The 12,496-nt window shown below is 41.9% G+C and carries 14 protein-coding genes; all 14 read right to left on the bottom strand.

Going from position 1 to position 12,496, the window contains the following annotated elements; translation table 11 throughout:
- Positions 1 to 12: 12 nt before the first annotated feature.
- The 14 genes from rseP to cheA all read right to left on the bottom strand — a co-directional run bounded on the left by rseP (position 13) and on the right by cheA (position 12,495).
- Positions 13 to 1,281 carry an RIP metalloprotease RseP gene (rseP, locus tag NSQ12_RS09185; RefSeq protein WP_010886508.1) on the bottom strand — a complete coding sequence of 423 codons (1,269 nt, stop codon included), beginning with the start codon at positions 1,279 to 1,281 and terminating at the stop codon, positions 13 to 15.
- 6 nt (positions 1,282 to 1,287) lie between these two features.
- Positions 1,288 to 2,439 carry a 1-deoxy-D-xylulose-5-phosphate reductoisomerase gene (gene dxr, locus NSQ12_RS09180; protein WP_003245155.1) on the bottom strand — a complete coding sequence of 384 codons (1,152 nt, stop codon included), beginning with the start codon at positions 2,437 to 2,439 and terminating at the stop codon, positions 1,288 to 1,290.
- 61 nt (positions 2,440 to 2,500) lie between these two features.
- Positions 2,501 to 3,310, bottom strand: coding sequence for a phosphatidate cytidylyltransferase (cdsA, locus tag NSQ12_RS09175; RefSeq protein ID WP_339176510.1), 810 nt, complete (start codon positions 3,308 to 3,310; stop codon positions 2,501 to 2,503).
- Between the two features lie 3 nt (positions 3,311 to 3,313).
- On the bottom strand, positions 3,314 to 4,096 hold the full coding sequence (locus NSQ12_RS09170) for an isoprenyl transferase (RefSeq protein ID WP_003231925.1): 783 nt from the start codon (positions 4,094 to 4,096) through the stop codon (positions 3,314 to 3,316).
- Positions 4,097 to 4,226: 130 nt separating this feature from the next.
- Positions 4,227 to 4,784: a ribosome recycling factor gene (frr, locus tag NSQ12_RS09165; protein ID WP_003231927.1), complete on the bottom strand. Its 558-nt coding sequence runs from the start codon at positions 4,782 to 4,784 to the stop codon at positions 4,227 to 4,229.
- 1 nt (position 4,785) lies between these two features.
- Positions 4,786 to 5,508 carry a UMP kinase gene (gene pyrH / locus NSQ12_RS09160; protein ID WP_003220923.1) on the bottom strand — a complete coding sequence of 241 codons (723 nt, stop codon included), beginning with the start codon at positions 5,506 to 5,508 and terminating at the stop codon, positions 4,786 to 4,788.
- Positions 5,509 to 5,653: 145 nt separating this feature from the next.
- On the bottom strand, positions 5,654 to 6,535 hold the full coding sequence (gene tsf, locus NSQ12_RS09155) for a translation elongation factor Ts (protein ID WP_003231929.1): 882 nt from the start codon (positions 6,533 to 6,535) through the stop codon (positions 5,654 to 5,656).
- A 101-nt stretch (positions 6,536 to 6,636) separates the two neighbouring features.
- Complete coding sequence (gene rpsB, locus NSQ12_RS09150) at positions 6,637 to 7,377, bottom strand: 30S ribosomal protein S2 (protein ID WP_003220918.1); 741 nt, start codon at positions 7,375 to 7,377, stop codon at positions 6,637 to 6,639.
- A 143-nt stretch (positions 7,378 to 7,520) separates the two neighbouring features.
- Positions 7,521 to 8,024 (bottom strand): swarming motility protein SwrB, encoded by a 504-nt coding sequence (gene swrB / locus NSQ12_RS09145; RefSeq protein ID WP_015252089.1) that lies wholly within the window; start codon positions 8,022 to 8,024, stop codon positions 7,521 to 7,523.
- A 28-nt stretch (positions 8,025 to 8,052) separates the two neighbouring features.
- On the bottom strand, positions 8,053 to 8,817 hold the full coding sequence (gene sigD, locus NSQ12_RS09140) for an RNA polymerase sigma-28 factor SigD (RefSeq protein ID WP_003220911.1): 765 nt from the start codon (positions 8,815 to 8,817) through the stop codon (positions 8,053 to 8,055).
- 22 nt (positions 8,818 to 8,839) lie between these two features.
- The gene (gene cheD, locus NSQ12_RS09135) at positions 8,840 to 9,340 is read right to left on the bottom strand and encodes a chemoreceptor glutamine deamidase CheD (RefSeq protein WP_003244852.1); all 501 of its coding nucleotides are present in this window, start codon (positions 9,338 to 9,340) and stop codon (positions 8,840 to 8,842) included.
- Entirely contained in the window at positions 9,337 to 9,966 is a 630-nt protein-coding gene (gene cheC / locus NSQ12_RS09130; RefSeq protein WP_003231935.1) for a CheY-P phosphatase CheC, read from the bottom strand. Before cheC ends, cheD begins: the two co-directional genes overlap by 4 nt.
- An 18-nt stretch (positions 9,967 to 9,984) precedes the next feature.
- On the bottom strand, positions 9,985 to 10,455 hold the full coding sequence (gene cheW, locus NSQ12_RS09125) for a chemotaxis protein CheW (protein ID WP_003231938.1): 471 nt from the start codon (positions 10,453 to 10,455) through the stop codon (positions 9,985 to 9,987).
- A 21-nt stretch (positions 10,456 to 10,476) separates the two neighbouring features.
- Positions 10,477 to 12,495, bottom strand: a complete 2,019-nt coding sequence (gene cheA / locus NSQ12_RS09120) for a chemotaxis protein CheA (protein WP_014476817.1) — start codon at positions 12,493 to 12,495, stop codon at positions 10,477 to 10,479.
- Between the last annotated feature and the right edge of the window lies 1 nt (position 12,496).

Raw genomic sequence — 12,496 nt, 5'->3', positions numbered from 1 at the left:
TTTACTTTTCGTTTACAAAAACAGCCGCTGGATATCGTTCCATGTGACAACCAGCATAAGAAGCATTAAGAAAGCTACTCCGATAAACACAACAAATGCTTCTTTTTCCCTGTTAATCGGTTTGCCCCGAATCGCTTCAATAAATAGAAACAACAGTCTTCCTCCGTCAAGTGCCGGAATCGGAAGCAGGTTGACAATCCCAAGGTTAATGCTTAAAAACGCCGCAAACTGAAATAAGTTCACGATCCCTGTTTTCGCCACTTGGTCTGTCATGTCATATATGCCGACAGGACCTGACAGCATATCGAGTTTAAATTGGCCTGTTACTAATTTGCTCAGATTGGTTAAAATGGCTTTGGTGACATCAACTGTTGATGTCGCGCCGTAAGCAACCGCTGAGAGTACGCCTTTTTCAGTCGGCGCATAGGAACCGAAACGTCCGATTGTTTTTTTGTTCTCATCTTTAACAGCTTCCGGAGTCACCGAAATATGAAGCGTTTTGTTATCTCTTTTTACTGCAACGTCCATTTCTTTCTCCGGGTTTTCTTTTACAGCGGAGACAATGTCAGTCCAAGACCTCATTTTCTCTCCGTTAATGCTTTGGATATAATCCCCTTCTTTTAGCCCTGCTTCAGCCGCCCGTCCATTGTCTGTCAGCTGCCCGAGCATAGGTTCATTTGACGGTACGCCTTGAATCAGCCCAAGCATCACTAAAATGACGTAAGCTAAAATAAAGTTCATAATCGGCCCTGCAGCAATTGCTTTAATCCGCTGCCATACAGGTTTGGAACCAAATTGGCGATTATACGGCGCAATCTGCACTTCTTCTCCGTCTACAATAAAAAAGGATGTTTCGCTGACAGTAAAGCTGGAAAGTTCGTCCTCTTTCCCCTGTTCATAACCAGTGATCTTCATGTCATGCTCTAGATCCGCTGTTTCCACTTCAATGACTAAAGCATCCGGATATTTTTCCTTTTGATTGATGATGACTTTCTCAACTTGATCTTCTTTATTAAACAGAAGCCCGACCGTGTATCCGGGTTTCACCTCAATCATTTCCGGATCTTCGCCGGCCATACGAACAAATCCGCCGACCGGAAGCAGCCTGATCGTATAAACTGTTTCATTTTTTTTGAAAGAAAAAATCTTTGGACCGAAGCCGATCGCAAATTCACGGCAGAGAATTCCCGCTCTTTGGGCTAGCAATAAATGGCCCAGTTCATGGAAGAAAACGAGCGTTCCGAAAATAATGATAAACGCTATAACTGTATTCACGAACATACCACCTTATGTGAGTATTGAATTGACGTATCCCCGGGTATCTTTGTCCACTTCTTGAATGTCCGCCAGGCTCGGTTTTTTCAGTAATTGATGGCGGGTTAGTGCCTTTTCGATACAGTCTTCAATAGCCAAAAACGGTATCTTGCCAGCTAAAAAGGCAGCGACAGCTACTTCGTTTGCCGCATTTAGCACTGTCGGCATTGTTCCTCCTATTTTACCTGATTCAAAAGCAAATTGTAAGCATCGGAACCTGTCAAAATCAGCTTTCTCAAAATGAAGGCTGCCGATTTCCCATAATTCAAGCCTTTTCGCATCTGGTAATGGCAATCGGTCAGGATAAGTGAGCGCATATTGAATGGGGACTCTCATATCCGGAGTTCCGAGCTGTGCGATCACACTTTTATCATGGAACTCAACCATTGAATGGATGATGCTCTCCTTATGTAAAACCACATCAATTTGTTCATAAGGTATATCGAAAAGCCAGTGTGCCTCGATCACCTCTAATCCCTTATTCATCATTGTAGCCGAATCAATTGTAATTTTTGCACCCATTGACCAGTTTGGATGTTTTAATGCATCTTCAACTGTTACTGATTCGAGCTCCTCCCGCGTCTTGTCCCGAAAACTTCCGCCGGATGCCGTAATGATGAGGCGTTCAATGTTTTTAGCCTGTTCGCCTTGAAGAGCTTGAAAAATGGCTGAATGCTCACTGTCAACAGGCAGCAGCGGAACATCATATTTCTTAGCATGTTCTTTTACTATATGCCCTGCAGTGACAAGAGTTTCCTTATTTGCAAGCGCAATTGTTTTTTTCTGTTCAATTGCCTTTAATGTCGGGATAAGACCGACGCTTCCAAGCAAAGCGTTGACAACAATGTCAACCTCCTCCATCACTGCTGCTTCTATCAGTCCTTCTTCTCCCAGCCCGATTTGGCATTCAAAAGAAAAAGACATTTGTTTTAATTTATGATATGTATCCAGATCACCGACAGAGACAAACTTCGGCTGAAAGACCTCAATCATTGGAACGGCCTTATCAATATTTCTGCCAAACGACATAGATACCAGCTGAAATTGGTCTTGATGTGCACGCAGTACATCAAGAGTCTGTTCGCCGATTGATCCTGTTGCTCCTAAAAGACAAATATTTTTCAAAGTTGCCACTACTCCTATTCTTATTGCTGCATGATCAGTCTCATATTCATATTAGACTTTTTTATGAAAAAAGGGCAAGCAGAAAGTAAAAGAAAGGCATGACAAACAAGAAACTGTCAAAACGGTCTAATATACCGCCATGCCCGGGAAGAATATTCCCAGAATCCTTTACATCGTAATGTCTTTTCAAGGCGGATTCCACTAAATCTCCAAGTTGTCCGAAAACAGACAAAAACAGCGTGATCAACAGCAGATAGATATACGGGATCGGAAGTTGTGCAACAAGCTGAAAAATCGTCGCCAATACAAGTGCGATGACAATTCCGCCTGCAAACCCTTCCACTGTTTTATTCGGACTGATTTCAGGCCACAGTTTCCGCTTCCCAAGCGATTTACCGACAAAATAGGCACCGGAATCGGTGGACCAAATGACAACACACGCATAAAAAATGTATGTTAATCCGTATTGGTCAAGATTTCTGATTTCGATAAAATAATGAAAACACATTCCGATGTAAATTGCTGCAAGCGTAATAAACCCGACTTCATCAAAAGTAAAGGTGTTCTTGACCAACACTGTGTAAGTCAGCAATAGCAGTACCGCAAATAAAGCGATTTCCATTTTGGAAATCCCGTCCGCTTCAAAAAACGAATACTGGCTTGGCAATAAGAACATCCACAATAATAAAAGACCGATCAAACCCGGCAGTGAAACCAGCTTCAGCTTTTTCATCCGTAAAAGTTCAAAAAGCGCCACACTGCCCATAGCATAAATTAATATGGTGAACGGCAATTTCCCGACAATAACCAAAAATAAAAATACAATTGCTGCCAGAACACCTGTCAAAATTCTTTGTTTCATGTCCACCATCCTCTAAATTCCGCCAAACCTCCGGCCTCTCTGCTGAAACTCTCCTAACGCCTGCAAGAAGTGATCTTCTTTAAAGTCAGGCCACAAGACGTCAGTAAAGACAAATTCACTGTAGGCAACCTGCCATAGCATAAAATTACTCAGCCTTATCTCGCCGCTCGTTCGAATTAAAAGTTCAGGATCCTGCAAAGATTCAGTCATCAAATAAGTAGAAAAAAGCGATTCATCAATGTCTTCAATATTCAAAGAGCCTTCCTTCACTTTTTCCGCGAGTGATTTTGCAGCACTGACAATTTCAGTACGGCCTCCATAGTTAAGAGCAAAATTAAGGATCATTCCGTCGTTTTGCGCCGTGTCCTGTACAGCTTTTTCAATCGCACGTAATGTGTGCGCTGGCAAAGCCGTTTCATCCCCAATGATCCGAACCTGTACATTTTCCTCAACAAGCTCTGGAAGATACGTATTCAAAAATTCTTCCGGAAGCTTCATTAAAAAATCGACCTCCATTTTCGGTCTTTTCCAGTTTTCTGTTGAAAATGCATACAATGTCAGTACTTTGACACCTAATTCGTTTGCGAGCTTCGTGGTCCTTTTTACCACCTTCATCCCTTCATGGTGGCCTGCAATTCTGGGAAGAGAGCGTTTTTTAGCCCAACGGCCATTTCCATCCATGATAATGGCGATGTGTTCGGGAATTTCTCCCTTAAGTATGTCTTCTTTTGTATAACGTTCTAAGTTGGAAGCCGCAGTTTGCTGATTCTTCCAATTTTTGAGTATGTTGAGCATGAGATTCCTCCGTCACCCAAAAAGGTTACATTCCCTGCTGATAATCAATGTAATCAACAGTATTAACAAAAAAACCCCCTGTAAACATGAGAGGGTCTTTTCACTATTATCTATTGTACATAGTTTTTCATTAAACTTCCATGATTTCTTTTTCTTTGTCTTTTGTGACACTGTCAATTTTTGACACATATTCATCTGTCAGTTTTTGAACGTCTTCAGTGGAAGCACGCAGTTCATCCTCAGTAATGTCTCCGTTTTTCTCAAGTTTTTTGAGATCATCGTTAGCATCACGGCGAACGTTACGAACAGCTACTTTTGCTTCTTCAGCATATTTTTTTACAACTTTCACTAATTCTTTCCGTCTCTCTTCTGTTAGTGCCGGAATTGCAATTCGAATCATATTGCCGTCACTTGTTGGTGTAAGACCTAAATCAGCTTTTAAAATCGCTTTTTCGATATCACCGATTGCTGTTTTATCGTATGGCGTGATAACGAGCATACGAGCTTCAGGCACGTTAATAGAAGACAACTGATTTAAAGGTGTCTGCGCTCCGTAATATTCAACCGTTACTTTATCTAATAATGATGGATTTGCACGGCCTGCGCGTACAGTAGCCAATTCGCGCTGATAAGCAGCAATTGCTTTTTCCATTTTTTCTTTTGTTTGAGTTAATACTTCTTTTGACACGTTATTTCCCCCTCACGATCGTTCCGATTGATTCACCGATAACGGCACGTTTGATATTTCCTTCTTCCATAATAGAAAAGACGATAAGCGGAATGTCATTGTCCATGCATAAAGAGGAAGCTGTTGAATCCATGACTTCCAGGCCGTCTTTAAGAACGTCAAGATAAGAAAGTGATTCATACTTAACAGCTGATTCATCTTTTCTAGGATCAGCATTATACACACCGTCAACGTTATTTTTAGCCATTAAAATAACGTCTGCCTCAATTTCAGCAGCCCGCAGTGCAGCTGTCGTATCAGTTGAGAAATATGGGTTTCCTGTGCCCGCAGCGAAAATAACGACACGTTTTTTCTCTAAGTGGCGTATCGCTTTTCTTCTTATGTACGGTTCAGCAACTTGTCTCATTTCAATGGATGTTTGCACTCTGGACTGGATTCCGAGTGTTTCCAAGCTGTCTTGAAGAGCAAGCGAATTCATTACTGTCGCCAGCATTCCCATATAGTCAGCAGTCGCGCGGTCCATGCCCAGGTCACTTCCTGTTTTTCCGCGCCATAAGTTGCCGCCGCCTACAACAACAGCCACTTCGACTTCAAGCTCAGCGATTTCCTTCACTTGCTTTGCAATGGATTGAATGACAGTCGGGTTAATTCCATTTCCCTGTTCTCCTGCCAATGCTTCCCCGCTAAGCTTTAATACGATACGTTTGTATTTTGGTTTTTCCATGATAACCTCCAAGTGTAAACATTGCCGTTTTCTATTATGCAAGAGAAAAAAAGGTTTGTAAATATAGTTTTAAAAATAGGGAACACAAAATGTGTCCCCTATACTGCCTGAAAAGACGCGACTTAGCCGCGAAATCTTTTCACCATTATTTTTTCACTTGGTTCATTACTTCTTCAGCAAAGTTTTCTTGACGTTTTTCGATGCCTTCTCCAACTTCATAGCGGACAAAAGTTTGAACAGTAGCGTTTTTCGCTGCAATAACTTGTTTCACTTTTTCATCTGGGTTTTTAACGAACGCTTGGTCTAATAGACAAATTTCTTCGAAGAATTTGTTCAGACGACCTTCAACCATTTTCGCTACGATGTTTTCAGGTTTGCCTTCTTGGAGGGCTTGCTGAGTTAAGATTTGACGCTCATGATTTGTTTCTTCTTCAGATACTTGATCACGAGAAATGTAACGAGGGTTAACTGCAGCAACGTGCATTGCGATATCTTTCGCAGTTTCTTCATCAGTTGTACCGTTGAGAACAGTTAATACACCGATGCGGCCGCCCATGTGAAGGTACGCACCGAATGCAGAGCTGTCGTCTTTTGTAAGAACTGTAAAGCGGCGAAGAGTGATTTTCTCACCGATTTTAGCAACTGCGCTTGTGATGTACTCTTCAACAGTTGAGCCATTTTCCATTTTTTGGCCCATTGCTTCTTCAACATCAGCTGGCGTGTTTGCAAGAAGGTGGTCAGCTAAAGTGTTAAGAAGCTCTTTAAAACCTTCGTTTTTCGCAACGAAATCAGTTTCAGAGTTTACTTCTAGGATAACGCCTTTGTTGCCGTCAGTTTTAATAAGAGTAGAACCTTCTGCTGCGATACGGTCAGCTTTTTTCGCTGCTTTTGCAATTCCTTTTTCTCTTAAAAGGTCAATTGCTTTGTCCATATCTCCGTCAGTTTCAGTTAACGCTTTTTTACAATCCATCATGCCCGCGCCAGTTTTTTCACGCAGTTCTTTTACTTGCTGTGCAGTAATTGCCATTTGTATTCCTCCTTATATGTTTAAACAAGAGTATGTATATTACACATTTTTCTTGAAAAAAGGTGATAAAAGGCAGTCCCTCTTATCACCTTTTGAATAGGTTACGCAGTTGTTGTTTCTGTTTCTGGTGCAGTTTCTTCAGCAACTTCCGCTTCTTCTTCGCCTTGCTTCGCTTCTAAGATTGCATCTGCCATTTTAGAAGTTAGAAGTTTAACAGCGCGGATAGCGTCATCGTTCGCTGGGATAACAACATCGATTTCATCTGGATCACAGTTAGTATCTACGATACCGATGATAGGGATGTTTAATTTGCGAGCTTCCGCAACAGCGATGCGCTCTTTGCGAGGATCGATGATGAATAATGCATCAGGAAGATCCTTCATATCTTTAATTCCGCCTAGGAATTTTTCAAGACGCTCTAATTCTTTTTTCAATTGAACGACTTCTTTTTTAGGAAGTACATCAAACGTACCGTTTTCTTGCATTTTTTCAATGTCTTTAAGACGTTTAATACGTTTTTGGATTGTTTCAAAGTTTGTTAATGTACCGCCCAACCAGCGTTGGTTGACATAGTACATGCCAGAGCGTTGAGCTTCTTCTTTAACAGAATCTTGAGCTTGTTTTTTTGTTCCGACGAAAAGGATTTTTCCGCCTTCAGCAGCAAGATTTTTAGTGAAGTTGTAAGCTTCCTCTACTTTTTTGACTGTTTTTTGAAGGTCAATGATGTAGATTCCGTTACGCTCCGTGAAAATGTAACGCTTCATTTTGGGGTTCCAACGGCGTGTTTGGTGACCGAAGTGAACACCAGCTTCAAGCAATTGCTTCATAGAAATGACTGACATGTTATTTCCTCCTAATATAATGGTTTTTTTCCTCCGCTTAGGTCATTTTTGTGCAGAACTGCCGCCTGCAGCACCCTCTGCATAAATCGTTAAGCGTGTGTATTTAACACCAAGACATAATATAACACAGCTTTATCCGACAATCAAGAATCCTTTACACCTTTGGAGCGAAATTTTAAAAATAGCTCGATTTCTGTCTTTCCGCTCTTCATTTTCTGGGCAATTTGACTTGCCGAATATCCCTGTTCATATAATTCTATGACCTGGTCTTCAAATGATTGGACCTCACTGTTTACGATCTCTTCCCGACGGTCAACCTCTGTAATCAGACCTTCAATATGTTCAGGAAGATTCTCTGCCTCTTGAACTGGATCCCGCTCTTGATATGTTTCAGAGTGCTGAAGGCCTGGCTTTTGGGATTCTTCATCTGATTGACTTGCAGATGAAGCTTTATTTTCTATCAGTTTCTCATTTTCTTCTTTTAATTCAAGCAGAAATGCCGCCAAGGTGTTTTCCGTCTCTTCAAGTATCTGTTTTTGCTGTTTTTCTGTTTCTTTCACTGCAGCGAGCCTCGTATACAGGATAATGACAGCGTACAGAAGAACGCCGTGGAGCGTAAAGCTTAAAAGCCATAATAGTGTTGACATGTTTTTCACTCGCTAACCATGAAATTCATTATTGTATCACTTTTTCCAGCAGATTCTTTAATTTAAATAATGCCTTTGAATGGATCTGAGATATGCGGGACGTAGAAAGATTTAATACTTGTCCGATTTCTGTCAGTGTCAACTCCTCTTTGTAGAACAAACTCACAACCAGCTGTTCTTTTTCAGAGAGTTCGTGAATTTTTTCCGCAAGCTGTGCAATCAGTTCATCCTTCATAATCTTTTCTTCAGGCGGAACATTTTTGTCATCTCTGATCATGACTTGAATGTTTTCCCCATCATCTTGATCATGGAGCTTTTCATCAATTGACAGCAGATTTGCAAAAAAACCTTCATTCATTGTTGACACGACATCCTGTACCGTCATTCCGAGTTCCTCTGCAATTTCCGCGGGCGATACATTCCGAAGATACCGCTGTTCAAGCTTTTCAATTGCTGCTTCAACCTTTTTTGTTTTTTCGCGCGAGGTTCTGGGCAGCCAATCTTCTTTACGAAGCCCGTCTATGATTGCGCCGCGAATTCTAAACGAGGCGTAGGTATCAAATTTTAAGTCCCGGCTGGGGTCAAATTTTTCAAGGGCATCATATAAACCAAGCATACCAAGGCTCATAAGATCGTCTTTATGCACTGATTTCGGCAGTCCGACAGAAATTCTGCCTACATGATATGTGACAAGCGGCATGTAACGGCGCATTAAGTCGTCACCGGCTTTAGGATCTTTCCACTCTTTCCAGCGCGTCCAAAGCACCTGATCTTCATAATTCAAGGATTGCATTGTTATCCCCCTAATACCTTAATTAAATCGTTTTTTCACCTTGTTTAACAGTTCGAATATGCAGCATGCAGGACTTCGGTTCAAATTCTATCGTCCGGCCGCTTGAGCCGCCCGTATCTTCACTAATAATAGGAATATTAAATAAAGACAGCTGTTCTTTTATCGCTAATACATTTCTCGGTCCGATCTTCATCAAATCATTTGTCGATTTAAATTTAAACATCTCTGATCCGCCGGCCAGCTTTGCTTTTAATGCAAATTTCCGGCATCCCGCTTCTATCAGCATATCAATCGTGGTCTGTACGGCGGTGTCAGCGTACTTAGCCCGGTTGAGCTCGGCAGTTTTCGATAACGTCGAATCCGGAAGCATGACATGAACAAGACCCGCCGTTTGCTTTTCTTTATCATAAAGCACCAGCCCCACACATGAGCCCAAACCAGAGGTCCGGATGGTATCCGGGAAGCGGGCGATCTTCACGTCAGCAATCCCAACCTTTATAACAACAGCCTCAGTTGTACTCATAATGATGCACCTAAGGCGACAAAGAGCTTTTCAAATGAATCATAGTCCGGCAGCATAAACATATGCGCTTTCAGCTCCTGCTGATGGCTTTGGTCAAAAATTGACGTGTCGACAACAATGGCGTGTTCTCCAACCTGACTGAGCTCCATCAGCCCTTCGCTGATCACTGCTCCGAACATGTCCAAAGAGACTTCAGGAACACTTGGATAGAGCTGGAGTTTCGTCAAATCCGCCAAAGCTGTTAAATATGACCCCGCTAAAATATTGCCCAGTTCATGCAAAGCGGATGAGCTCATGTGGTCTTCACCTAAGTCCTCTATGTCAAAATCGGGGTTTCCAATCAGCTCTCTGATAAACTGCTCCGCCTGAAAAAAAGGCATTATAAAGAACATTGAACCCGTTAAATCGCCTTCCATTCTTAAAAAGATGCTGGCAACCGGGACATCGGCGCCGCCGAAAAAATCAACAAGCTCATCAAAAGACAGCAGCTTTGCAAATGGGACTTCCATATCTATCTTTCTATTTAACAGCTGGGCCATTGCAGAGGCGGAGTGGCCGGCGCCTATATTGCCGACTTCCCGCAAAATGTCCATCTGCTCTTCTTTGATTCCATTAAAAATACTCATGTCATAACCCCTTTAAGATTAAGCTTGATCGGGCACAGCGGACTGAGATGATTCTTTATCCAAAACCGCGTTCGCATCAATAATATTTAAGAGTCTGTTCTCTTGTTTCACAATCTGTTCGATCGACACATCCGTATCTTTCTGAACGCCTTCTGGAGCAGATTCTATTTCACTTTCGTGTACGGTAATCACATCATTCGCTTCATCCACAATCCAGCCGACTTCAATATCACGATAAGCAATAATGATAATTCGTGTTTCATCGGTAATTTCATACTCTGGCAAATTCAGGCGTTTTCTTAAATCAATAACCGGAGTCACCACCCCGCGTAAATTGATTACCCCGCAAATATATGGTTCGACGCCAGGTACCCTCGTTGGCTTTTGCCATTTTTCAATTGATTTCACCTGAGTGACAGAAATGGCATATTCTTTGCCATTTACCATAAAGACTATCATTTTTTCGCCTGTTTTAATTTCTGCAGTCATGTGAGACACCTCCTCGAATGGTTAAATAATCAGTGCATTACAATCAATAATGAGCGCTACTTCTCCGTCTCCTAAAATAGTAGCTCCGGAAATTGCAAAGACGTTTGTTAAATAATCTCCGAGTGATTTCAGCACAACTTCCTGCTGGCCAATAAAGGAGTCCACCACAAATGCAGTAGGTTTGTCGCCTTTTTTCACGACAATGATATGGAGCTGTTCCGCATCTTTTCTTGTATCTTCTATTTTAAACTCTTCTTTTAAATAAACGACAGGGACAATATGCCCTCTAAAGTCAATCACTTCACGGTCATGCGTTTGCAAAATGTCTTTTCTGTCAATAACTGCTGTCTCAATGATTGAAGAAATCGGAATGGCAAATGTCTCTTCTTCCAACTTAATCAGCAGAACTGAAATAATAGACAAGGTAAGCGGCAGCTGGATGCTGAATAGAGAGCCTTGACCCTCGGCTGATTTCACACTGACTGAACCGCCAAGAGACTCCAGTTTGTTTTTTACAACGTCAAGTCCTACACCGCGGCCGGAAATATCAGAAATTTGGTCAGCAGTTGAGAACCCCGGAGCAAAAATCAATTCGTAAATTTGGTTGTCTTCTAAGGTTTCAGCTTCTTTTTCCGTTATGACCCCGCGCTCAAGCGCTTTTTCCAGAATTTTTTTTCGATTAAGGCCTGCGCCGTCATCCTCTACTTCGATAAAGACATGGTTGCCGCTGTGATAAGCTTTAAGCACAACTTTTCCTGATTCCGGTTTTCCCTTTTGCAAACGTGTTTCCGGCGCCTCGATACCATGGTCAATACTGTTTCTGATCAAGTGAACGAGTGGATCTCCGATTTCATCAATTACTGTACGATCCAGTTCAGTTTCCGCACCGATGATCGAGAGTTCAATTTTTTTATTCAGCTCTTTCTGAAGCTGGCGAATCATTCTCGGGAATCTGTTAAAAACAGTTTCAACCGGGACCATTCTCATATTCAGAATAATCGATTGCAAATCTCCGGAAATTCTCGTCATTCGTTCAACCGTTTCAGTCAGTTCATTATGCTCAAGCTCTTTCGCAATCTGCTCGAGACGCCCGCGGTCAATGACAAGCTCTTCAAATAAGTTCATTAAAGAATCAAGCCTGTCAATGTTGACACGAATTGTTTTAGATCCGCCGGCTGAATGCTTCGCCTGTTCATCGTTTTTAGCAGGCTGTTTTTGTTTCTCCTGCTTCGCAGGTACAGCTGCTGCTGGTGAATCTTCTTGCTTAGATTCTTCAGGCTTTTCAGCTGATGTTAAAGGAGCCCCTTGAATGACTTCAACATGCTCAATTTCCGACACGCCATTGATTAATTGTTCAATGTCTTCCGCTGATTGATGTGTTAAGAAACAAACTTGAAAGTCAGTTCCAAAATCTTCTGTTTCAAGCACTTCAGCACTTGGAATTGTTTTGGCTACTTCTCCGACTTCATTTAGTTTTTCAAACACCATATAGACACGAACTGCTTTTAACATACAGTTTTCGTTCAGAGAAATCTTGATTTCATATCGTTTGAAGCCTTGCTCCTCCGCTTCTTGTATAACTGTGCGTTCAAATTCATCATATTCCCAATCAGATGCTGAACTCTGTGCTTCTGCAGGTTCAGCGGAGGCAGCGGATTCAGCGTGCGCACCATTCACATCAAGCTTGGCACTCACTTCTGAGATATCTCTTTTACCATCCCCGCCATCAATAATAGACTGAACCATTGCTTCCAGGTGATCCAGAGCTTCAAACAAAATATCCAGCCAGTCTGAGGTGACTTCCATGTCTCCGTTTCGGATTGCATCCAGCACGTTTTCAAGCAGATGGGTAAGATGTGCTAAATCCGTGTAGCCCATCGTTGCGCTCATTCCTTTTAATGTATGGGCAGCCCTGAATATATCATGTACGAGCTGAAGATCAGTCGGGTCTTTCTCTAAAAGAAGAAGCTTTTCATTACATGTTTGTAAATGTTCTTTACTCTCATCAATAAAGACATCTAAATACTGATTCATATCCATT

Origin of the sequence: Bacillus sp. PS95, assembly GCF_037963565.1 — a bacterium.
Taxonomy (GTDB): domain Bacteria; phylum Bacillota; class Bacilli; order Bacillales; family Bacillaceae; genus Bacillus; species Bacillus subtilis.
Note: the sequence above shows the minus strand (reverse complement) of the source record. Positions and strands in the feature narration are given on the sequence as shown.